Source organism: Streptomyces sp. NPDC039736, from assembly GCF_055596485.1.
Genome location: NZ_JBVIUQ010000006.1, coordinates 183,397 through 204,361, shown reverse-complemented (window position 1 = coordinate 204,361; position 20,965 = coordinate 183,397). Strand labels below are relative to the sequence as shown.

The window sequence follows — 20,965 nt, the reverse complement described above, 5'->3', positions numbered from 1 at the left end:
AGCGGTGCTCCGCGGGGGAGGTGCGGGCCGCCTTCCGGGGAGTCCTGGGCGTACTTCGGAACCGATCCGGACGGGGGGCGCGTCTAGGGGGGCGTGCGTCCAGGTCCGAGCGTCAGCAGTGCCGTCATCCGCTTCCGCGTGGCGGGGAGTGTTCTCCTCCTCGCGCATCTTCTGTTCGTGGCGTGGGTCTGCCTGCGCCCGCTCGACGACGTGCAGTGGGTGACCGCCCCCAACCTCCAGCCGCTGGCCGGCCTGCGGGCCGATCTGGCGCTGGGGCCCGTCGAGGCGGCCCGCCGGATCGGCTCGGGGCTGCTGCTCCTGGCCCCGCTGGGCGTGCTGCTGCCGATGGCGGGCGGGCGGCTGCGGGTCTCGCCGTTCGTGTCCCTGCTGCGGACCGCGGCGGCCGGGGCGCTGCTCTCCCTGGGGATCGAGCTGTGGCAGACCGGGGTGCCAGGCCAGGTCGTGGACGTGGACGCCGTCCTGCTGAACACCGTGGGGGTGGTGCTGGCCCACCTGCTGGTCGTACCGCTCACCCGGGCACGGCTGCGGCGCAGGTGGGAGCGGACTCGTACCCGGGTAGGGGGTGCGACCCCGCCGAAGGAGGAGACGCCCCTGGGGTCGACCCCGAGGATTTCCAGGGTCGGGGTCGCCCCGTAGGGCGATGCCCGGTTCGAGGGGGAGCGCGAGTATTGAGTACATCGGGAGCACATCGGAAGCTCCCCCACCAGAGCCCGTTTGAGCTCGCGAAGGAGCCCGCCATGACCGCACTTGTCCGCCCCCGCGACGGCCGTGTGATCGGCGGAGTGTGCGCAGCGCTGGCCCGGCGCTTCGGCACCTCCGCGACCACGATGCGCGTGATCTTCCTGGCCTCGTGCCTGCTGCCGGGGCCGCAGTTCCTGATCTACCTCGGCCTGTGGATCTTCCTGCCGGGCGAGAAGACGTCCAAGACCGCCTGGTAGCCCGCGGGGCCTTCGCGGTCGCACGCCGGTCCTTTCCCGTCGGTACGACGAAGGGGCGCGCCTCCCGAGGGAGGCGCGCCCCTTGTCGTGTGCCCGGGTGCGGCGGATCAGGCGCCGAGGCCCGGGAGGGCGCCGGTCGGCAGGCCCTGGGTGGGCAGGCCGCCCAGGAGGCCCTTGACCGGGTCCTGGCCCTCGCCGTTCGGCATGACCTGCGGGAGGGCCTTGTCGGCGGTCTGGGGGGCGGTCATCGCGCTCTTGCCGAGCGCTTCCTGGCCTGCCTTCAGAGCCTCGGGGCCGCCGGCCGGGAGCTTGCTGGCCACCTGGTCGACCGGCAGGGCCTGGGTGACGGCGCCCAGCGCGGCGGCCACGTCCGGGGCGGCCGGAACGGCGGCGCCGGCGGTACCGGCGGCAGCGGCGACGAAGGCGGCGCCGAGAGCGGCGGCACCGAGGGTCTTGGCAGCAGACTGCTTCATGGAAAAACGTCCTCAGAAAGGGGGGAATGAGCGGCCCTGCAAGCTAGTCAGAGCTTTCCGCACCCCGCAAACACCTCCAATCGGCCGAGGCTTGATGTTCCCGGCCGATTGTGAAAGGCGTGAGATCGGTTCTTTCCGATGACAGAACCGCTGGTCAGACGGGCTTACCGAAAGAGCCACTCCGACTTCAGTTCGGCATAACCGGGCTTGATGACCTCGCTGATCATGGCGAGTCGTTCATCGAAAGGAATGAAAGCGCTCTTCATCGCATTGACGGTCGTCCACTGCATGTCGTCGAGCGTGTAGCCGAAAGCGTCGATCAGGTGCTCGAACTCGCGGCTCATGCTGGTGCCGGACATCAGACGGTTGTCGGTGTTCACCGTGACCCGGAACTGGAGCTTGCGCAGCAGGCCGAACGGGTGCTCGGCGTACGAGTCGGCCGCCCCGGTCTGGAGGTTGGAGGTGGGGCACATCTCCAGCGGGATGCGCATGTCCCGTACGTACGCGGCCAGCCGTCCGAGCTTCACCGCGCCGGTGGCCGCGTCGACCTCGATGTCGTCGATGATGCGGACGCCGTGGCCCAGGCGGTCGGCGCCGCACCACTGGATGGCCTGCCAGATGGAGGGGAGCCCGAAGGCCTCGCCGGCGTGGATGGTGAAGTGGTTGTTCTCGCGCTTGAGGTACTCGAAGGCGTCGAGGTGGCGGGTGGGGGGGAAGCCCGCCTCGGCGCCCGCGATGTCGAAGCCGACGACGCCGAGGTCCCGGTAGCGGTTGGCGAGTTCGGCGATCTCCAGGGCGCGGGCGGCGTGCCGCATGGCGGTGAGGAGGGCGCCGACGCGGATGCGGTGGCCGTTCTCGCGGGCGCGCTTCTCGCCTTCGCGGAAGCCGTCGTTGACCGCTTCGACGACCTCTTCGAGGGTGAGGCCGGCTTCGAGGTGCTGCTCGGGGGCGTACCGGATCTCCGCGTACACCACGCCGTCCTCGGCGAGGTCCTCGGCGCACTCGGCGGCCACCCGGAAGAGCGCTTCGCGGGTCTGCATGACGGCGCAGGTGTGGGCGAAGGTCTCCAGGTAGCGCTCCAGGGAGCCGGAGTCGGCGGCCTCGCGGAACCAGATGCCGAGCTTGTCGGCCTCGGTCTCGGGGAGGCTGTCGTAACCGGCCTCGCGGGCGAGCTCGACGATCGTGCCGGGGCGCAGGCCGCCGTCGAGGTGGTCGTGCAGCAGCACCTTGGGGGCCCGGCGGATCTGGTCCGGGGTGGGCGTGTGGAGCGGCTGGCCGGGGTTGTGCTGAGTGGTCTGGCTCGTCATTGAGGCACTGTAGCCCCTACGCGCGTAGATGGTGCCGGTCGATACGTAACAGTGACCGTGTGGGAGGGTGGCGAGCCCCTCGGGTTCTGCGACTGTTCTGTCATGACACAGCAAGTCGAGCCGGGCCCGACCGCCCGGCTGGGGCGGGCGGTGGGGCCCGGCGGGTCCCGCGGCCGGGTCGCGGGCGTGGCACTCGTACTGCCCGCCGGGGAACCGGAGTCGACGCGCGGCCCCTCGGCACGGGCCCACGCGTCCGTGCGTTCGCTGGCCCGCGAGGTGGCCCTCGCCGGGGCCGCCGACGGCCTCGTCGCCCATGTGGTGCGCTACCGGGGGCGCGGGTGGAACGGCGGCGACGCCCGGCTGGCGGCGGACGCCGAATGGGCCGTCGCGGAGGTCGTGCGCCGGTACGGGGACGTGCCGGTGTGCCTGACCGGGGTCGGCATGGGCGGCCGGGCGGCACTGCGGGCGGCGGGGGCGGCGGCGGTGAACTCCGTTGCGGCGCTGGCCCCCTGGCTGCCGGCCGGGGACGCGGAACCGGTGCGGCAACTGGCGGGGCGCCGGGTGCTGATCGCGCACGGGACCAACGACGAGCGGGCGGACCCCGAGCTGTCGTTCCGTCTTGCGGAACGGGCGAAGAAGTCGAACCGGGACGTGTGCCGGTTCGAGGTGCACTCGGACGGCCACGGGCTGCGGGAGCACCGGGCAGAGGTGCGGGCGCTGGTCGCGGACTTCGTGCTGGGCTCGCTCTTCGGCCGCCCCTACGCCCGTCCGCTGGCGGACGCGTTGGCGGCGCCCCCGCCGCTGGGCCTGCGGATGCCCCTGGCGACGGGCTTCGGCCAGGGGTAGGCCGCGCGCCCCTGCCGAGGGCTCCGGCCGGGGTGGGCCGCGCGGGCCCGGCGACGGGCTTCGGCCAGGGGTGGGCCGCCCGCCCCTGCCGGGCCGCGGTCCGGTGTGTGCGGCAGGGGCGCCGGGGGCGGGACTTTGGTCCCTCTGGCAACCTCGACACCATGAGCACCAGCGTCGATCGTGTCCGCCCGACCCACTGGGCCTCCTTCGTGCCCGTACTCGCCCTCGTCCTGCTCGCGTTCTCGTGGGGACGGGAGATGCCCGGCCCCGTGGTCGCGCTGCTCGCCGTCTTCCTCGGCGGCGCGGTGCTGGCCGCCGTGCACCACGCGGAGGTGGTGGCGCACCGGGTGGGCGAACCGTTCGGGTCGCTGGTGCTCGCGGTGGCCGTCACCATCATCGAGGTGGCGCTCATCGTCACCCTGATGGCCGACGGCGGCGAGAAGAGTGCCTCGCTGGCCCGCGACACCGTCTTCGCCGCCGTGATGATCACCCTGAACGGCATCGTCGGCATCTCGCTGCTGGTCGGCTCGCTCAAGCGGCGGGTGGCGGTGTTCAACCCGGAGGGGTCCGTGGCCGCCTTCGGGGCCGTCGCCACCCTGGCCGGGCTCAGCCTGGCGCTGCCCACGTTCACGACGAGCACGCCGAAGGCCGAGTTCACCCCCACCCAGTTGGTCTTCGCGGCGATCGCGGCTGTCTTCGTGTACGGACTGTTCGTCGTGACGCAGACCGTCCGCCACCGCGACTACTTCCTGCCCGTGACCCAGCAGGGCGAGGTCATCGACGAGGACGAGCACGCCGATCCGCCGCCCGCGAAGGTGGCGCTGATCAGCCTCGCGCTGCTCGCCGTGTCCCTGGTGGCGGTCGTGGGGCTCGCGAAGGGGGTGTCGCCGACCATCGAGAAGGGCGTGGAGGCGGCCGGGCTCCCGGCGTCCGTGGTGGGTGTGATCATCGCGCTGCTGGTGCTGCTGCCGGAGTCCATCGCGGCGGTGCGCGCCGCCAAGCGGGACCGCGTGCAGACGAGTCTCAACCTCGGGCTCGGATCGGCGATGGCCAGCATCGGGCTGACCATTCCCGCCGTGGCGCTGGCGTCGGTCTGGATGGAGGGGCCGCTGCTGCTCGGGCTCGGGGCGACCCACATGGTGCTGCTGGCGCTGACCGTGGCGGTCGGCACCCTGACCTTCGTGCCCGGGCGGGCGACGCCCCTGCAGGGCGGGGTGCACCTGTCGCTGTTCGCCGCGTACCTGGTGCTGGCCGTCAGTCCGTAGCGGTTCCGCCGACCTCCAGCAGGGGGTTCTGCGGGAGGATGTGGCCCCGGCGGGAGAGCAGGAAGCGTTTGAAGGCGGCCACCGGGGGCGTGTCCGGGTGGCCGTCCAGCCAGGCGACGCCGATCTCGCGGGCCGCGCGCGGGGCCGTCACCGTCAGCTCCACGACCCCGGGGCGGGCCACGGCGGGCGGCGGCAGCAGGGCCACGCCCAGACCCGCCGCGACCAGGCCGCGCAGGGTCTCCGCCTCCTCCCCCTCGAAGGCCACCTTCGGGCGGAAGCCCGCCTGCGCGCACAGGTCGTCGGTGATGCGGCGCAGGCCGTAGCCGGGTTCGAGGGTGACGAAGGTTTCCTCCGCCGCCTCCGCGAGGCGGACGCGCTTGCGGGTGGCGAGGCGGTGGTCGTCGGGCACCACCAGGCGCAGGCGCTGTTCGTCGAGGCGGCGGGCGACCAGGTCGGGGGCCTCGGGGACGGGCGAGGTCAGGCAGAGGTCGAGGTCGCCCGCGCGCAGGCGCTCCAGCATCGCCTCGCCGTAGTTCTGGACGAGCTGGAAGCGGATGTGCGGGTGGTCGGCGCGGAAGGCGCGGATCAGGGCGGGCACGGTCTCCGAGCCCATGGTGTGCAGGAAGCCGAAGGCGACCTTGCCGGTGGTGGCGTCCGCGTCCGCCCGTACCGCGTCCGCCGCCTTCTCCACCTCGGCCAGCGCCCGTTCGACGGCGGTCAGGAAGGTGCGGCCGGCCGGGGTGAGGGAGACCGTGCGGCCCTTGCGGGCGAAGAGGGCGACGTCCAGGTCGGCCTCCAGGCGGACCATCGCCCGGGACAGCGACGACTGGGGCACGCCGAGTTCGTGCGCGGCCCGGGTCACGTGCTCGTGGCGGGCGACCGCCGCGAACTGCGCGAGGCGCGGCGCGAGCACCTGCTGGATGTCTTCTTCGTAACTACTCGGTGACAGCCGACCCTGTGAGCTCTGCTTATGCGGCATGGGATGGATTATCGCCGATCTGTGCATTGGACGCATGAGAAGGCCGAGTCTAGGTTTCAGGCATGCCTTCCGCCAGTACCACGGCGCCCATACCTGTCATTGTGGGCGCCGATTCTCCCGCTGCCTCTGATTCCTCAGTAACCCCTGTGGTGAGTGAACCCGCCGACACCCGGCTCGCGCCCTCCTCCCCCGGCTTCCGGCGGATGAGCTTCGCGCTCTTCGCGGCCGGCATGGCGGCCTTCGCCCTCCTCTACTCCACGCAGGCGCTGCTGCCCGCGATCTCCGCCGGGCTCGGCGTCACCGCCGCGCAGGCGAGCTGGACGGTCTCGGCGGCGACCGGGGCGCTGGCCCTGTTCGTGCTGCCGCTGAGCGCGCTGTCCGAGCGGTTCGGGCGGCGCACGGTGATGACGTACTCCCTGGCGGTGGCCGTCGTCGTGGCGCTGCTCGTGCCGCTGGCGCCGAACGTCGGGTGGCTGATCGCGCTGCGCGCCGTGCAGGGCGCGGCGCTGGCCGGGCTGCCCGCGTCGGCGATGGCCTACCTCGCGGAAGAGGTGCGGCCGAAGGCCCTCGTCGCGGCGATCGGGCTGTTCGTGGCGGGCAACTCCATCGGCGGCATGAGCGGACGCATCGTCACCGGGTGGGTCGCGCAGCTCTGGGGATGGCGGGCGGCGCTCGCCTCCGTCGCGCTGATGGCGCTGGTGTGCGCGGTCGTCTTCCGGCTGCTGCTGCCGAGGGCGCGCAACTTCCGCCCCGGGACGCTGAACCCGAGGGCCCTCGCGCGGACGGTCGGCACCCACCTCTCCGATCCGCTGCTGCGCAGGCTGTACGCGATCGGGGCGCTCTTCATGACCGTCTTCGGCGCGGTCTACACGGTCATCGGGTACCGGCTGGTGGAGGCGCCCTTCAACCTGCCGCAGGGCGTGGTGGGTTCGATCTTCCTCGTCTACCTGGTGGGCACGGTCTCCTCCGCGGCGGCGGGCAAGCTGGTGGCCCGCGCCGGGCGGCGCGGCGCGCTGTACCTGGCGGTGTCCACGACCACGCTCGGGCTGCTGCTGTCCCTCTCCGACTCCCTCGCCGGCGTCCTGTCCGGACTGGTCCTGATCACCGCGGGCTTCTTCGCCGGCCACGCCGTCGCCTCCTCGTCGGTCAGCCACACCGCGAAGACCGGCCGGGCGCAGGCCTCCGCGCTGTACCAGTCGGCGTACTACCTGGGCTCCAGCGTCGGCGGCACCCTCGGCGCGGTCGCGTTCCACGCGGGCGGCTGGCAGGCCACGGTCGCACTCGGCCTGCTGGCGGTCGTCGGGGTCGCGGGGATCACGCTGTACGGGACGCGCTGCGCCCGGGTCGAGCGGCGCTCGCTGATCGTGGCGGCGCGGTCCTGAGCCGCGCCGTTCCGGCCCCCTGGGGCGCTGTCACGAAGCCGTGACACTCCAGCTCCCCTCCCGGTACAACGGATTCGCTTCCCCCGTCGTCTACCGGGCAAGAACCGTGCAGTACGGCACGCACGCGCGTGCTGCACGGCAGGGGAAAGGGAGAAGTCCATGGGGGACTCGAAGAGAACGCGTACCGGGCTGCGCGCCCGTACGGGCATAGCCATGGGGATCACCGCGCTGGTGATCCCCGCGGCGCTGACGGTGGGGGCAGCCGCTCCCGCCCAGGCCGCCGCCTCGTGCACGGCCAAGACCGGGCCGTACCAGAAGCAGGCCGAGAAGTTCCTGAAGCTGAAGGTCGACGGCAAGCAGTCGGCGTCCGACTGCAAGGCGATCCGCAGCTTCCAGCAGAAGAACCGCATCACCCCGGCCATCGGCTACGCGGGCCCGGTGACCTGGCGCGCGATGGACGCGATCACCAAGCAGCGAGCCGCCGCGAAGAACCCGAACGCGGCCGGCAAGTGCCCCACCAACAAGGGGCGCATCGCCTGCGTCGACCTCTCCCGGCAGTTGAGCTGGATCCAGGACGGCAAGAAGGTCGCGTACGGCCCGGTGCCGATCCGTTCGGGGCGCAACGGGTACGAGACGCGGACCGGCCTGAAGAAGGTCTACCTGCGCAGCATCAACCACTACTCCACGCTCTACCACGTGCGGATGCCGTACTCGCAGTTCTTCGACGGGGGCATCGCCTTCCACGCGGTCGGCGTCTCGATGTCAGCGCCGCCCGGTTCGCACGGGTGCGTGAACATGCGCACGGGCGACGCGAAGAAGTACTGGGGCCTGCTGAAGAAGGGCAGCAACGTCTTCGTGTACGGGCGCAAGCCGGGAACCTGAGCCGTTCCGGCCCGACGGGGCGCGGGGCGGGGCGAGTTCGCGGCTTTGCCCCTCCCGTTGTCGGACCCCTCCCGTAAAGTCCACAGCACAGTTCGAACGTGGGTGGACGAGCGGGTGGGGTGGACCCTGTGAGTGATGTCGCGACGCCAGGTGTGGACGCACAACTGGAGGACTACCGGACCGAGTTGACCGGCTTCTGTTACCGGATGCTCGGCTCCGCCTTCGAGGCGGAGGACGCCGTGCAGGACACGATGGTGCGCGCGTGGCGCAGCCAGGACCGTTTCGAGGGCCGCTCCTCGCTGCGCTCCTGGCTGTACCGCATCGCGACGAACGTGTGCCTGGACATGCTGGGCAGCAGCAAGAAGCGGGCGAGGCCGATGGACTTCACCGATCCCAAGCCGCTCGCCCAGGCCCAGTTGAACCCGCACGCGGAGGCGGTCTGGCTGGAGCCGGTGCCGGACGGGCGGGTGATCGGCCCGGCCGCCGACCCGGCGGAGACCGCCGTCGCGCGGGAGTCCGTACGACTGGCCTTCGTGGCGGCGCTGCAGCACCTGCCGCCGAAGCAGCGGGCGGTGCTGATCCTGCGCGAGGTGCTGGCCTGGAAGGCGAGCGAGGTCGCCGAGCTCCTGGAGACGAGCGTCGCCTCGGTGAACTCCGCGCTCCAGCGGGCGCGGGCGACGCTGGCGGAGTCCAAGACGGACGGCGGCGACACCGTCAAGCCGATGGACGAGGAGCAGCAGAAGCTCCTGGAGCGGTACGTGGCGGCCTTCGAGGGCTACGACATGAAGGCCCTGACGGCCCTCCTGCACGAGGACGCCGTGCTCTCCATGCCCCCGTTCGACCTGTGGCTGGTCGGGCCGGCGGACATCACCGGCTTCATGCTCACGCACGGCGCGGCGTGCAACGGCTCGCGGATGCTGGCGACGGTGGCCAACGGCACGCCCGCCTTCGCCCAGTACCACCCGACGCCCGAGGGTCACTTCCTGCCCTGGGCGCTCCAGGTCATCGAGATCTCAGAGGGTCGGATCGCGCACATCAACACGTTCCTGGACACGAAGCGGTGGTTCCCGCTCTTCGACCTCCCGGAGCGGATCGAGGCCGACGGCACTCCCGGGCCGGTCGCCGCTCCCGGGGGGATCTCCGGATTCGAAGCGGCCTTCGCCGCCGCCGCGGCTGCCGGGGGAGCTCCCGGCGCCGGGGCCCCCGGAGCCGGTGCCGGTGCCGGTGCCGGTGCCGGTGCCGGTGCCGGTGCCGGTGACAGTGCCGCTGCCGGTGGTCTCGAAGGCGAGGCCGACAAGTCCGAGTAGGTCGAGCAGCTCGGGGCCGGGGTGCCGCAGGACCAGTCGGCACCCCGCCCTGCGGGCGGCCACCCGCATCCGGGCCAGGGCCTCGACGGCGGCGAGCCCGGGTCCGGTGAGCCCGGAGACGTCGCAGATCAGCTCGGTCTCGCCGGTCCGCAGCAGGCGGGCGCTCAGACGCTCGCACAGGAGCGGGACATCGGCCTTGGTGACGGGACCGACAATCGCCATGGGTTCGTACGTCGCATCTTCCACGGGGGTTAGACCCGGCGGCCCCCCGAAACTCATCGGAAGCGGAGATTCCGGCCGGTGGCGGGGGCCGGGCCCGTTCTCAACCCGTCCAGCGTCCGGACAAGTACGACACCGCGAACACCACCATCAGGGGCGCGGCCAGCGCCACGTACGCCGCCTTCACCCGTGGCCTGCGCACGCTCCACGCGGCGAGCAGCGTCCACAGGGGCCACCACAGGAGGGTGGCCCGGGGGACCGAGGTCAGCCAGAAGGAGGTGGCGAGGGCCCACAGGCTCAGGCCGATGTAGACGGCCTCCGGCCAGCGGCGCAGGGCCACCAGCACCACCAGCAGGGCCAGGCCGGCCAGCAGCGCGACCATCTCCGCCTGCCACATGAAGGCGTAACCCGTGCCGTACGTCCCGTCGAAGGCCGCGTGCCAGGTCGTGTTCCAGGCCTCCCACGGCGGGTGGAAGGTGCGGTACCAGCCGCGCGCCTGGGCGTTCTTCCACGCCATCCAGTCGCCGGTCCGGTGGAAGAGGTAGCCGCTGTAGAGGAGGGCGGGGACGGCCGGCAGGAGGGTCCACGGGAGCGGACGCCAGGCACGGGCCTCGCGGGCCCGCCAGGCGGTGATGAGGAAGTGGACGCCGATGGCCGCCGCGAGGAAGAGGCCGGATATGCGGACGGTGGTGGCGAGGGCGGTCAGGCCTCCGGCCAGCAGCCAGCGCTGCTTCTGCGCCGCCAGCCAGGCGGGCAGCGCGAAGGCCAGGAAGAGGGCCTCGGTGTATCCGGCGGCGAGGAAGACCGCGCACGGGGAGAGCAGGAGGAAGAGGGCAGAGCGCTGCCCCACAACGGAAGCAGTGCTCCCGCGGGGACTGGAACGGCGCTCCGGAACGAGAGCGGCGCTCCGGTGGGCGGCGGAGCCGTGCCCCGGGCCGGGAGCAGCGCCCTCGCGGCCGGTGGACCGCTGCTCCGAGGCGAGAGCGGTGCGCTCGCCCGGCATCCCCAGCCGCGCGATGCGCACCAGCGCCAGCACCGCGACCGCGCCCGCCACGAACGAGATCAGCAGCCCGGCGAGCGTCCAGTCCGGGACGACGACGTGCACTGCCCGCAGCACCAGCGGGAAGCCCGGGAAGAAGGCCTCCCGGTTGTCCCAGCCCTCCGAGCCGGGCCCCTCCCCCGGGCCCGTCCCCTCCGGGAAGTAGCCCTCCTGCGCGATGTGCAGGAAGTGCGTCCAGTCCCACCGGGCCCACTGCGACAGGGCCGAGGGCGCGTCCTTCGCCTCGCTGTCGCCCGGGAAGACCCATGCCACCGCGTACGAAGTGATCCACAGCCCGATCCGCGCGCACAGGTACAGCCACAGCACGTCGCGGTCCGTCCCGTCCAGCCGGGACAACGGCCGCAGCGGCTGCCGCGGCAGCCGCTTCCGCAGTCCCGCGCCGAAGCCCGCCCCCGGGTCCGCGGGCTTCCGCTGGGCCGGTACGGCGGGCTGTTGCGCGGTCCGCCGGGGCGGGGGCGCGACGGTCATGGGCGTACTCCTGCGACGGCGGCGTGCGGTTCGATTGCGCGTACCGCAAGGGAACACGCGTACGTGCGAGTATGCGTTGCAGGGCCGTCAGCCTGAAATGCCGGGGAACGCGCGATGGGGCCGACGCGCTTCCGCACCGGCCCCACCCGTCACTCACTCACTCGCTCACCGCGTTCGCGGTCCCGCCTCAGGCGATGCGGTCCAGCACGATCGGCGCCGGGACGAAGTCCGTGCTCTCGTGCGCGGTCAGCACGCCGCCGTCCAGCGCCTCGATGGCGTACGCGAACTTCTCCGGCGTGTCCGTGTGCAGCGTCATCAGCGGCTGGCCCGCGACGACCTTGTCGCCCGGCTTGGCGTGCAGCTCGATGCCGGCGCCCGCCTGGACCTGGTCCTCCTTGCGGGCCCGGCCCGCGCCGAGACGCCAGGCCGCGACACCCACCGCGTACGCGTCCAGCTTGGTCAGGACACCTGTCGCGGAGGCGTTGATCACGTGCTGCTCGCGGGCCACCGGCAGCGCCGCGTCCGGGTCGCCGCCCTGCGCCTGGATCATGCGCCGCCACACGTCCATCGCGGAACCGTCCCGCAGCGCCTTCTCCGGGTCGGCGTCCGGCAGCCCGGCGGCGGTGAGCATCTCGCGGGCGAGCGCGACCGTCAGCTCGACGACGTCCGCCGGGCCACCGCCCGCGAGGACCTCGACGGACTCCCGTACCTCCAGGGCGTTGCCCGCCGTCAGACCCAGCGGCGTCGCCATGTCCGTCAGCAGCGCGACCGTCTTGACGCCGTGGTCGGTGCCCAGTCCCACCATCGTGGACGCCAGCTCGCGCGCGTCCTCGATGTTCTTCATGAAGGCCCCGGAGCCGACCTTCACGTCGAGCACGAGCGAGCCCGTCCCCTCGGCGATCTTCTTCGACATGATCGAGGAGGCGATCAGCGGAATCGCCTCGACCGTCCCGGTCACGTCCCGCAGCGCGTACAGCTTCTTGTCGGCCGGAGCGAGCCCGTCGCCGGCCGCGCAGATGACCGCGCCCGTCGACTCCAGGACGTCGAGCATCTCGGCGTTGGAGAGCAGCGCGCGCCAGCCCGGGATGGACTCCAGCTTGTCGAGCGTGCCGCCCGTGTGGCCGAGGCCCCGGCCGGAGAGCTGCGGCACGGCCGCGCCGCACGCGGCGACCAGCGGGGCGAGCGGCAGCGTGATCTTGTCGCCGACACCGCCCGTGGAGTGCTTGTCGGCGGTCGGGCGCGACAACTGGTCGAAGTTCATGCGCTCGCCGGACGCGATCATGGCGGCGGTCCAGCGGGCGATCTCGGTGCGGTTCATGCCGTTCAGCAGGATCGCCATGGCCAGCGCGGACATCTGCTCGTCGGCGACCGCGCCGCGCGTGTACGCGTCGATGACCCAGTCGATCTGCTCGGGGCTCAGCTCGCCTCGGTCGCGCTTGGTGCGGATGACGGAGATGACGTCCATGGGTTTCCTTCCGGTGATACGGCTGTACGGCCTCAATCTACGCGCGTCACGCCGGGTGGGAAGCCGACGCAGGCAACAAATTGGCCGGTGGGGGCGGAGGGTGACCGATTGGCCCGGATCGGGTGTTGTGGGGGCCGTCCTCTTGTCCGGAGTGTGGCGCTTGCGGGGAGCCCGTCAAGGGCGCTCCTTCGTCGCGTCGGCTTCGCCGATGTCGCGTGCGCTCCACCCTTGACTGTCTCCCCTCCAGCGCTGGTTTCGTGGTGCGGAGGACGGCCCAGAAATGGCCCCGGAGGAGGCCGGGAAGTGGCCGTTCGCCGTTGCCGGGTGCGAGTGGGTGGATGGGGGCGCCGGGAAGTGGTCCGGGTTGCTCGCTGCCCGTCGGTGGGTGGGTGGGGTGTCGGCTAGTGGTGGCGGGTGCGTGCGCCTGATGCCGCCGGTGGGGGTGCGCCGACTTGAATGGGGCTGCCGGTCTGGGTTTCGCGGGTGCGGGCCGTCGTGGGGCCGGTGCACAAGCTGGTGGCTGAGGTGAGTGGGTGGATTCAAAGGAGAAACGACAGGCGTAGGTGTGCTGGGACATATGCATTGGGCGCATATGTCGCCACCCGCTCTGCCCCCTGCATCCTGGCTCCCGCCGCGTGCAATGTCCCGGAGGACTTGGGGACATACGTCAACAGGGAGCAGCGGATGGGCCGGTTCGTGTGTGCATACGGACGGAAGGTGCCTTTACGGTGCCGGGCCTGGTCCGCGTGGGCAGGTCCGGAGGACGCTTGACGGAGTGGGTTCGCGGGGGTGCGCACCAAAAATGGGACACACGGACGCGGAAGTGTCCTACTTCTAGGACACCTACACCGCATGAACGAACAACGGAGCCGGCTTGCGGGCACATTCCGACCGTGATGGACATGGGACAACGCGATGAGAAGTGTTCCACGTCTGCTGCGCTCCGCGCTGCCTGAGCCGTCCGGCCAGTAACAGGGACCAGTCAGTTCATGAGCGGTTTTGTACACGGGCGTGCGAGTGGAATTGCGGGCGCGTGTCGGCCGCGAATAGGACACATGAGCGCAGATGTGTCCCACTTCTGCGATGCCCCACCGCGCCCCGGCCGTTTCCGCACCGCGCCAGGCACCCCATCAACCACTCCCCCGGTCGCCCTTGTTTGGACGAACGTCCTTCTCCCCTTCGGGGCGTCGAGCGCGGTGGAAGCCAGGAGGCAGAGAGACCGGCTGCGGATATGTGCGCCCAATGCATACGTCCCAGCACACCTATGCCTGTCTTTTCTTCTTTGAATCCACCCACTGACCTCAGCCACCAGCTTGTGCATCGGCCCTACGGCGTGCCGCACCCGCGAAACCCAGACCGGCAGCCCCATTCAAGTCGGCGCACCCCCACCGGCAGCATCAGGTGTACGTACCCGTCACCCATAGCCGACACCCCACCCACCCACCGACGGATACACCCAGTACATCGGCCGTCTCCCGGCGCCCCCACCCACCCACTCGCACCCGGCAACGGCGAACGGCCACTTCCCGGCCTCCTCCGGGGCCATTTCTGGGCCGTCCTCCGCACCACGAAACCAGCGCTGAAGGGGAGACAGTCAAGGGTGGAGCGCACGCGACATCGGCGAAGCCGACGCGACGAAGGAGCGCCCTTGACGGGCTCCCCGCAAGCGCCACACTCCGGACAAGAGGACGGCCCCCACAACACCCGATCCGGGCCAATCGGTCACCGCTCCTCACCCCCGGCCTCCCACGTGTGCCCGCCCTGGTGCCGGGCGAAGAGGCAGCACCCGTCACGCGCGGGAGCGGGCTGGGCCACGTCACAGTCCGGCTGCTCCACCAACTCCACGTCACCATCACCCCACTTGGCCCAGAGCGCATGCCCCCGGTGCAGCGAGTCGACGAGCGCGAAGTGGTCGCCGTCCTCGTGCGCGGCCAGGTCGCACCGCACCCAACCGTCGTGCAACGGCTCACCGCAGCGCACGGAGGCCGCCTTCACCAGTACGTCGGGCAGCTCGACCCGTTCCGTGCAGCGCATCAGACTGCCGGCCGCATCGCACGGGCCGGACGCGTACGCCCCGCGAGGCACCGGGCGCACAGACAGTCCGGGTAGCGGACCGGGTTCTCCAGGATCACCACCGGGTCCCCCTCCCGAACGACGGTGGCGGGCGACCACGTCCGACCCGAGTCCCGGGACACCCGGAGGGTCATCAGGGCCCGGGGTTCGCCGTCCGCACTGTCCTCGCCTGAGTCATTCACGCTCCACGCCTTCATTCTGCTTCCTCTCCGTTTCGACCACCCGAGTCACGGGTGTGGCGGGTGCGGCAGCAAGGCCGAAAAGACCCGCCCAATTGCCGCCGCATTGAGGCGACTTCCGGAAAGCGTGGCAGCCGGACCGCTACCGTGGAACGGGATCCGAGGGATTTCACCACTCAAATCCACACGCCAACTCACCTGGTCAGAGCGGTAGTTCTCGCCAATTCGCGAGATGTTCCACGATTTCGCAGAACGTTCCTTGCACCAGCGGGACGTTCCCCCGCAGACTGAACACAACGCAGAGGGGACAGCAGATGCTCACAGACGTGGAGGCGGGAACGCCCACCCTGTGCCGTCTTCAGCTCGGCAACGAACTCCGCTCCCTGCGGATAGCTCTGGACCTCACGGCCCGCCAGGTGTGCAAGAAGCTCATCTGGAGCCCGTCCAAGCTCTCCCGACTGGAGGCGGGCGACAACACGTCGGTCGAACCGGCGGAAGTCATGGCCCTCTGCGAGATCTACGGGGCCGATCCGGAGCTGCGAGCACAACTCGTCGGGTACGCCACCGTGACCAAGACCAAGAAGGACTGGTGGCAGTCGGCCGAGTACCGGCCGATAATCCGCCCTGGCGCAAAGGCCTATTTCGGCCTGGAGTCAACAGCGATCGCGCTCCAGACATATGAGGCCGAGTACGTTCCTGGCCTACTCCAGACCGAGGCGTACATCCGCGCGATCTACAAGCCGGTGCATGGTGGGCTCTCGGCGCAGGACATGGACAAGCTAGTGACTGTCCGCACGGCCCGGCAGGAAGTGCTGCACCGTAAGAGGCCACCACTCAAGTACACGGCGATTCTCAACGAAGCGGTGCTGCGCCGGGTAATCGGTTCGCCAGAGCTGATGCGCACGCAACTTGCGCACATCGCTGCCATGGTGGAGGCCCACCGCCATGTGCGGGTGCAGGTTGTGCCCTTCACTGCCGGCGTACATCTCGGCATGAACGGGAAGTTCACCGTGCTCCACTTCCCGGAGCGCGCGGCACTCAAGCCACTCGTGTATCTGGAGAACCTCGCAGCCGCCTTGGTGATCCGCCAGGATGAGGCCATCGAGCGGTACGAGGACGCGTTCGCAGACCTCAGCGCGCTGGCCGCAGGGCCGCAGGAATCCCTGGACATGATCAAGACAGCCATCGAGGAGCACAGAACGTGACGATCACCAACGCGGAAACCCTGAACGCCGCCCGCTGGTTCAAGTCCAGCTACAGCAATGACCAGGGTGGCAACTGCGTCGAAGGCGCACGCGTCTGCGCCGAAGCCATGCGCGGCATGCGCTGGTTCAAATCCAGCTACAGCGACAACCAGGGCGGCGACTGCGTCGAAGGCTCCTGCCTCCCCGGCGCAATCGCCATCCGCGACTCCAAGACCCCCGACGGCCCCGCCTTCGTCGTCCACGCCGCCGCCTGGACAGCCTTCATCGCGGGCCTCCCCCACACCCGGTAACACAAAGACGACGAGCCCCGTCCGGCCCGCTGACGCAGGTCGGACGGGGCTCGTCGTTCGTCGGCCGCCGCCGCTCAGGCCAAGTGCTGCGGACCGAACGCGTCCGGCAGCATCTCACCGAGCGTGCGGACCCCCGTGGAGGTCTCCAGCAGCAGCTCCGGCCCACCGAACTCGTACAGCAACTGGCGACAGCGCCCGCACGGCATCAGCGTCTGCCCGGCACCGTCGACACAGGTGAAGTGGGTCAGCCGGCCGCCACCGGTGGCGTGCAGGGCGGAGACGAGGCCGCACTCGGCGCACAGGGAGAGGCCGTAGGAGGCGTTCTCCACGTTGCAGCCGGAGACCGTGCGGCCGTCGTCCACGAGGGCCGCCGCGCCCACCGGGTACTTCGAGTACGGGACGTACGCCCGGGACATCGCGTCCCGGGCCGCCTCCCGCAGCGCTTCCCAGTCGACGCCGTCGACGGCCGTCACTTGCCCTGGCCCTTGCGGTAGCGCATGCCGTCGGCCTTGGGCATCCGCAGCCGCTGCGCGGACAGGGACAGGACCAGGAGCGTCACGACGTACGGGGTCGCGCTCACGAACTCGGTCGGGACCGTGTCCGTGCCCAGGTACCAGACCAGCATGCCCGCCGCGATCACGGCGGAGACGGCGGCCGCGATGTACGCCTTCTTGTACGCCTTCCAGAGGGCCAGGCCCGCCAGGAGGACGACCAGGAGGAGCAGCAGCGCGTGGACGGAGGAGCCGCCGTTGCGGAGCTGGAGCGCGTCGGCGAAGCCGAACAGGCCCGCGCCCATGGCGAGGCCGCCCGGACGCCAGTTGCCGAAGATCATGGCGGCGAGGCCGATGTAGCCGCGGCCGCCGGTCTGGCCCTCGTTGTAGATGTGGGAGGTGACCAGGGACAGGAAGGCGCCGCCGAGGCCCGCCATGCCGCCCGAGACGATCACGGCGATGTACTTGTACTTGTAGACGTTCACGCCGAGGGATTCGGCGGCGATCGGGTTCTCGCCGCAGGAGCGCAGGCGCAGGCCGAAGGAGGTCTTCCAGAGGACCCAGAAGGTCAGGGCGAAGAGGAGGACGGCGACGATCGTCAGCAGCGAGACCTTGGTGACCAGGCCGCCGAGGATGCCCGCGAGGTCCGAGACGAAGAACCAGTGGTGCTTCTCGATCGAGGACAGCCAGTCGGAGAGGCCGGGGACGGTCACCGTGTCGATGCTCTCGGCCGGCGGGGACTGCTTGGGGCTGCCGCCCTTGGCCGCCGCTTCGCCGGTGTTGAACCACAGCTTGGCGAAGTAGGTGGTGAAGCCGAGCGCCAGGATGTTGATCGCGATGCCGGAGATGATGTGGTCGACACCGAAGGTGACCGTGGCGACGGCGTGCAGCAGGCCGCCGAGCATGCCGCCGACGACGCCCGCGAGGACGCCGATCCAGGGGCTGGTCTGCCAGCCCGCCCAGGCGCCGAAGAAGGTGCCGAGGATCATCATGCCTTCGAGGCCGATGTTGACGACGCCCGCGCGCTCCGCCCACAGGCCGCCGAGACCGGCCAGGCCGATCGGAACGGCCATCGAGAGCGCCGCGCCGATCTGGCCGGCGGCGGTGATGTCCTGGGCGCCGGTGACGGCGCGGACGGCGGACAGGGCGACGAGCGCGCCCGCGATGATCAGGAGGACCATCGGGAAGGTGAGGCGGGACGCCGCCGCCTTCACCGGGCCCTGCTTCTTGGGCGCCGGGGTGGAAGTCGCCGTACTCACGCCGACACCTCCTGCTTCTGGGAGTTGTTGGCCTGGGCGGCGAGCTTGGCGCCCACCTGGCGCTGCTGGCGCTTGAGGCCGTAGCGGCGGACCACTTCGTACGCGATGACGACGCACAGGACGATGACGCCCTGGATCACGCCGACGATCTCCTTGTCGTACCCCTCGAATTCGAGCTTGCCGGTGCCACGCTCCAGGAAGCCCCAGAGCAGGGCGCCGAGCGCGATGCCCACCGGGTGGTTGCGGCCGAGGAGGGCGATGGCGATGCCGGTGAAGCCGATGCCGGTGGGGAAGTCGCCGCCGTACTCGTAGGAGTCGTTGAGCAGGGTCGGCATGCCGACCAGGCCCGCGACGACGCCGGAGATGACCATCGAGGTGACGACCATCTTCTTGACGTTGACGCCGCTCGCGTCGGCCGCGGACTCCGAGGCGCCGACCGTGCGCAGGTCGTAGCCGAAGCGGGTGCGGGACAGGATGAACCAGTACGCGACGCCTGCGATCGCGGCGATCACGATGAAGCCCCAGATGGGGTCGGCATCGGGCTGCGTCGGGATCGAGAAGAAGTGCGAGGACTCGGGGAGCGGCTTGGTGGCGACCTTCGTGCCCGCGCTGTCCAGGTGGCCGAGGCGGCCCTGCTGGAGGAGGTAGCCGATGATCGCGGTGGCGATCATGTTGAGCATGATCGTGGAGACGACCTCGGAGACGCCGCGGGTGACCTTCAGGACACCGGCGATGCCCGCCCACATCGCGCCGACGATCATCGCGGTGAGGATGATCAGGGGGATTTGGAGGAAGCCGGGGAGGGTCAGCGCGCCGCCGAGGGCGGCGGCGAAGAAGGCGGCCAGGCGGTACTGGCCGTCGACGCCGATGTTGAAGAGGTTCATGCGGAAGCCGACGGCGACCGCGAGACCTGCCAGGTAGTACGTGGTGGCCTTGTTCAGGATGTAGACCTGGCTGTCGGACTTGACGCCGTAGTCGAACATGATCCCGAAGGCGCTGAACGGCTCCTTGCCGGTGGCGAGCAGCACCACGGCGGTGACCAGGAACGCGGCCACGATCGCGAGCAGCGGGGCCGCGATTCCCAGGAGCAACCGCTCCTTGTCGAACTTCTTCATCGGTCCTCTCCCCCAGTCCGGGGGTGGGTGTCGGGGGCGTCTTCGCGCCCTGCGGCCGCCTCGGCCTGGGCCTGTGCCAGGTCCTCGGCGGAGGCCTCCAGGTGGCCGGTGGCCGCGCCGGTCATGGCGGAGCCCAGTTCCTCCGGGGTGACGGTGGCCGGGTCGGCGTCCGCGACCAGGCGGCCGCGGTACATGACCCGCAGGGTGTCGGAGAGGCCGATCAGCTCGTCCAGGTCGGCGGAGATGAGCAGGACGGCCAGACCCTCGCGGCGGGCCTCGCGGATCTGGTCCCAGATCTGGGCCTGCGCGCCGACGTCCACACCGCGGGTGGGGTGGGCGGCGATGAGCAGCTTGGGCTGGTGGCTCATCTCGCGGCCGACGATCAGCTTCTGCTGGTTGCCGCCGGAGAGGGAGGCCGCGGTGACGTCGATACCGGGGGTGCGGACGTCGTACTCGCGCACGATCCGCTGGGTGTCGGCGCGGGCGGCCTTGAGGTCGAGGATGCCCTTGTTGCTGTTGGGCTTCTCGGTGACGTGGCCGAGGATGCGGTTCTCCCACAGCGGGGACTCCAGGAGGAGGCCGTGCTTGTGGCGGTCCTCGGGGATGTACCCGATGCCGTCCTCGCGCCGCTTGCGGGTGGGGGCCTGCGAGATGTCCTGGCCGTCCAGGGTGATCGCGCCCGCGTCCGGGGTGCGCATGCCCATGATGGCCTCGACCAGCTCGGCCTGGCCGTTGCCCTCGACGCCGGCGATGCCGAGGACCTCGCCCTTGTGGATGGTGAAGGCGATGTCGTCGAGGACCGAGCGGGAGACGCCGTCCGGGTCGACGGCGCTGAGCCTGAGGTCGGAGACGGTGAGCATCGGCGTCGTGGTGACGGTCGACTCGCGGGTCTCCGGCGAGGGCAGCTCGCTGCCGACCATCAGCTCGGCGAGCTGCTTGGGCGTGGTGCTCGCCGGGTCGGCGGTGCCGACGGTGGTACCGCGCCGGATGACGGTGATGTCGTCGGCGACGGAGAGCACCTCGCCCAGCTTGTGCGAGATGAAGATGACGGTGAGGCCCTCGGACTTGAGGTCGCGCAGGTTCTCGAAGAGCGCGTCCACTTCCTGGGGGACCAGAACGGCGGTGGGCTCGTCCAGGATCAGGGTGCGGGCGCCGCGGTAGAGGACCTTGAGGATCTCGATGCGCTGGCGGTCGGCGACGCCGAGGTCCTCGACCATCGCGTCGGGCCGTACGTTCAGGCCGTACGCGTCGGAGATCTCCTGGATCTTGGCGCGGGCCCGGTCGCCGATGCCGTACAGCTTCTCCGAGCCGAGCACGACGTTTTCGAGGACCGTGAGGTAGTCCGCGAGCATGAAGTGCTGGTGCACCATGCCGATGCCGCGGGCGATGGCGTCGCCGGGGGTGTTGAAGGACACCTGCTCGCCGTCGATGGCGATGGTGCCCTCGTCCGGCTTCTGCATCCCGTAGAGGATCTTCATCAGGGTGGACTTGCCCGCGCCGTTCTCGCCCACGAGGGCGTGCACGGTGCCGCGGCGCACGGTGATGGCGATGTCGTGGTTGGCGACGACACCGGGGAACCGCTTGGTGATGCCGCGCAGCTCCACAGCGGGGGTGCTGTCGGCGGCTCGGGATGCGGCGTGGGGACTGCTGGACGCTTTGATGGCGCACTCTCCTAGGCAGGAGGCGAAGAAGCTGAGGCGGGGGGTGCGTACGAAGGACGCTGGACGGCGTGAAGGAGTGT

The 20,965-nt window shown here is 70.8% G+C and carries 19 protein-coding genes and 1 pseudogene; 9 read left to right on the top strand and 11 right to left on the bottom strand.

Translation table 11 applies throughout. From position 1 onward, the window contains the following. Positions 1-93: 93 nt before the first annotated feature. On the top strand, positions 94-657 hold the full coding sequence (locus ACZ56L_RS20355) for a VanZ family protein (protein ID WP_345228775.1): 564 nt from the start codon (positions 94-96) through the stop codon (positions 655-657). 101 nt (positions 658-758) lie between these two features. Beyond that, positions 759-959 (top strand): PspC domain-containing protein, encoded by a 201-nt coding sequence (locus tag ACZ56L_RS20350; RefSeq protein ID WP_345228776.1) that lies wholly within the window; start codon positions 759-761, stop codon positions 957-959. Between the two features lie 107 nt (positions 960-1,066). Here ACZ56L_RS20350 and ACZ56L_RS20345 read toward each other — a convergent pair whose 3' ends face one another. Continuing rightward, positions 1,067-1,432, bottom strand: a complete 366-nt coding sequence (locus ACZ56L_RS20345) for an ATP-binding protein (protein WP_345228777.1) — start codon at positions 1,430-1,432, stop codon at positions 1,067-1,069. 164 nt (positions 1,433-1,596) lie between these two features. Further along, on the bottom strand, positions 1,597-2,739 hold the full coding sequence (locus tag ACZ56L_RS20340) for an adenosine deaminase (RefSeq protein WP_401756549.1): 1,143 nt from the start codon (positions 2,737-2,739) through the stop codon (positions 1,597-1,599). Between the two features lie 102 nt (positions 2,740-2,841). On the opposite strand from ACZ56L_RS20340, the gene ACZ56L_RS20335 reads away from it, so the two are divergent. Next, complete coding sequence (locus ACZ56L_RS20335; protein ID WP_345228779.1) at positions 2,842-3,585, top strand: alpha/beta hydrolase; 744 nt, start codon at positions 2,842-2,844, stop codon at positions 3,583-3,585. 161 nt (positions 3,586-3,746) lie between these two features. Next, entirely contained in the window at positions 3,747-4,850 is a 1,104-nt protein-coding gene (locus ACZ56L_RS20330) for a calcium:cation antiporter (RefSeq protein WP_345228780.1), read from the top strand. Here the strand turns inward: ACZ56L_RS20330 and ACZ56L_RS20325 are convergent. Then, positions 4,840-5,829 (bottom strand): LysR family transcriptional regulator, encoded by a 990-nt coding sequence (locus ACZ56L_RS20325; RefSeq protein ID WP_345228781.1) that lies wholly within the window; start codon positions 5,827-5,829, stop codon positions 4,840-4,842. The two genes, ACZ56L_RS20330 and ACZ56L_RS20325, sit on opposite strands and share 11 nt — an antisense overlap. 203 nt (positions 5,830-6,032) lie before the next feature. Here ACZ56L_RS20325 and ACZ56L_RS20320 point away from each other — a divergent pair, with 203 nt between their 5' ends. The 3 genes and pseudogenes from ACZ56L_RS20320 to ACZ56L_RS20310 form a co-directional block, all read left to right on the top strand. Continuing rightward, the gene (locus ACZ56L_RS20320) at positions 6,033-7,211 is read left to right on the top strand and encodes an MFS transporter (RefSeq protein ID WP_471065714.1); all 1,179 of its coding nucleotides are present in this window, start codon (positions 6,033-6,035) and stop codon (positions 7,209-7,211) included. A 159-nt stretch (positions 7,212-7,370) separates the two neighbouring features. Then, on the top strand, positions 7,371-8,093 hold the full coding sequence (locus tag ACZ56L_RS20315; RefSeq protein ID WP_345228783.1) for a L,D-transpeptidase family protein: 723 nt from the start codon (positions 7,371-7,373) through the stop codon (positions 8,091-8,093). A gap of 128 nt (positions 8,094-8,221) precedes the next feature. After that, positions 8,222-9,196 (top strand): annotated as a pseudogene (locus tag ACZ56L_RS20310) (sigma-70 family RNA polymerase sigma factor); the annotation flags it as partial. On the opposite strand, the gene ACZ56L_RS20305 reads toward ACZ56L_RS20310, so the two are convergent. The 4 genes from ACZ56L_RS20305 to ACZ56L_RS20290 form a co-directional block, all read right to left on the bottom strand. Further along, the gene (locus tag ACZ56L_RS20305; protein ID WP_471065425.1) at positions 9,107-9,622 is read right to left on the bottom strand and encodes an STAS domain-containing protein; all 516 of its coding nucleotides are present in this window, start codon (positions 9,620-9,622) and stop codon (positions 9,107-9,109) included. The pseudogene ACZ56L_RS20310 and the gene ACZ56L_RS20305 overlap by 90 nt on opposite strands. 100 nt (positions 9,623-9,722) lie before the next feature. Further along, entirely contained in the window at positions 9,723-11,147 is a 1,425-nt protein-coding gene (locus tag ACZ56L_RS20300; protein ID WP_471065423.1) for a mannosyltransferase family protein, read from the bottom strand. A gap of 187 nt (positions 11,148-11,334) precedes the next feature. After that, positions 11,335-12,612, bottom strand: coding sequence for a thymidine phosphorylase (locus ACZ56L_RS20295; protein ID WP_345228786.1), 1,278 nt, complete (start codon positions 12,610-12,612; stop codon positions 11,335-11,337). A 1,722-nt stretch (positions 12,613-14,334) separates the two neighbouring features. Then, the gene (locus tag ACZ56L_RS20290; RefSeq protein ID WP_471065421.1) at positions 14,335-14,646 is read right to left on the bottom strand and encodes a hypothetical protein; all 312 of its coding nucleotides are present in this window, start codon (positions 14,644-14,646) and stop codon (positions 14,335-14,337) included. 532 nt (positions 14,647-15,178) lie between these two features. Here ACZ56L_RS20290 and ACZ56L_RS20285 point away from each other — a divergent pair. After that, on the top strand, positions 15,179-16,069 hold the full coding sequence (locus ACZ56L_RS20285; protein WP_468686285.1) for a helix-turn-helix domain-containing protein: 891 nt from the start codon (positions 15,179-15,181) through the stop codon (positions 16,067-16,069). Then, on the top strand, positions 16,066-16,359 hold the full coding sequence (locus ACZ56L_RS20280) for a DUF397 domain-containing protein (protein ID WP_471065419.1): 294 nt from the start codon (positions 16,066-16,068) through the stop codon (positions 16,357-16,359). The genes ACZ56L_RS20285 and ACZ56L_RS20280 overlap by 4 nt, the downstream gene beginning before the upstream one ends. 74 nt (positions 16,360-16,433) lie before the next feature. On the opposite strand, the gene ACZ56L_RS20275 is transcribed toward ACZ56L_RS20280, so the two are convergent. The 4 genes from ACZ56L_RS20275 to ACZ56L_RS20260 are packed head-to-tail and all read right to left on the bottom strand — an operon-like array spanning position 16,434 to position 20,885. Further along, positions 16,434-16,832, bottom strand: coding sequence for a cytidine deaminase (locus tag ACZ56L_RS20275; RefSeq protein ID WP_345228790.1), 399 nt, complete (start codon positions 16,830-16,832; stop codon positions 16,434-16,436). Then, positions 16,829-18,109, bottom strand: coding sequence for an ABC transporter permease (locus ACZ56L_RS20270; RefSeq protein ID WP_401756565.1), 1,281 nt, complete (start codon positions 18,107-18,109; stop codon positions 16,829-16,831). Before ACZ56L_RS20270 ends, ACZ56L_RS20275 begins: the two co-directional genes overlap by 4 nt. Continuing rightward, complete coding sequence (locus ACZ56L_RS20265; protein ID WP_345228791.1) at positions 18,106-19,224, bottom strand: ABC transporter permease; 1,119 nt, start codon at positions 19,222-19,224, stop codon at positions 18,106-18,108. The genes ACZ56L_RS20270 and ACZ56L_RS20265 overlap by 4 nt, the downstream gene beginning before the upstream one ends. Next, positions 19,221-20,885, bottom strand: a complete 1,665-nt coding sequence (locus ACZ56L_RS20260) for an ABC transporter ATP-binding protein (protein ID WP_380837330.1) — start codon at positions 20,883-20,885, stop codon at positions 19,221-19,223. The genes ACZ56L_RS20265 and ACZ56L_RS20260 overlap by 4 nt, the downstream gene beginning before the upstream one ends. Positions 20,886-20,965 lie beyond the last annotated feature (80 nt).

Excerpts from the sequence above, each read along its gene's own strand:
- ACZ56L_RS20350 (WP_345228776.1), top strand. The coding sequence starts at position 759 with ATGACCGCACTTGTCCGCCCCCGCGACGGCCGTGTGATCGGCGGAGTG.
- ACZ56L_RS20345 (WP_345228777.1), bottom strand. The coding sequence starts at position 1,432 with ATGAAGCAGTCTGCTGCCAAGACCCTCGGTGCCGCCGCTCTCGGCGCC.
- ACZ56L_RS20340 (WP_401756549.1), bottom strand. The coding sequence starts at position 2,739 with ATGACGAGCCAGACCACTCAGCACAACCCCGGCCAGCCGCTCCACACG.
- ACZ56L_RS20335 (WP_345228779.1), top strand. The coding sequence starts at position 2,842 with ATGACACAGCAAGTCGAGCCGGGCCCGACCGCCCGGCTGGGGCGGGCG.
- ACZ56L_RS20330 (WP_345228780.1), top strand. The coding sequence starts at position 3,747 with ATGAGCACCAGCGTCGATCGTGTCCGCCCGACCCACTGGGCCTCCTTC.
- ACZ56L_RS20325 (WP_345228781.1), bottom strand. The coding sequence starts at position 5,829 with ATGCCGCATAAGCAGAGCTCACAGGGTCGGCTGTCACCGAGTAGTTAC.
- ACZ56L_RS20320 (WP_471065714.1), top strand. The coding sequence starts at position 6,033 with ATGAGCTTCGCGCTCTTCGCGGCCGGCATGGCGGCCTTCGCCCTCCTC.
- ACZ56L_RS20315 (WP_345228783.1), top strand. The coding sequence starts at position 7,371 with ATGGGGGACTCGAAGAGAACGCGTACCGGGCTGCGCGCCCGTACGGGC.
- ACZ56L_RS20305 (WP_471065425.1), bottom strand. The coding sequence starts at position 9,622 with ATGGCGATTGTCGGTCCCGTCACCAAGGCCGATGTCCCGCTCCTGTGC.
- ACZ56L_RS20300 (WP_471065423.1), bottom strand. The coding sequence starts at position 11,147 with ATGACCGTCGCGCCCCCGCCCCGGCGGACCGCGCAACAGCCCGCCGTA.
- ACZ56L_RS20295 (WP_345228786.1), bottom strand. The coding sequence starts at position 12,612 with ATGGACGTCATCTCCGTCATCCGCACCAAGCGCGACCGAGGCGAGCTG.
- ACZ56L_RS20290 (WP_471065421.1), bottom strand. The coding sequence starts at position 14,646 with ATGCGCTGCACGGAACGGGTCGAGCTGCCCGACGTACTGGTGAAGGCG.
- ACZ56L_RS20285 (WP_468686285.1), top strand. The coding sequence starts at position 15,179 with ATGCTCACAGACGTGGAGGCGGGAACGCCCACCCTGTGCCGTCTTCAG.
- ACZ56L_RS20265 (WP_345228791.1), bottom strand. The coding sequence starts at position 19,224 with ATGAAGAAGTTCGACAAGGAGCGGTTGCTCCTGGGAATCGCGGCCCCG.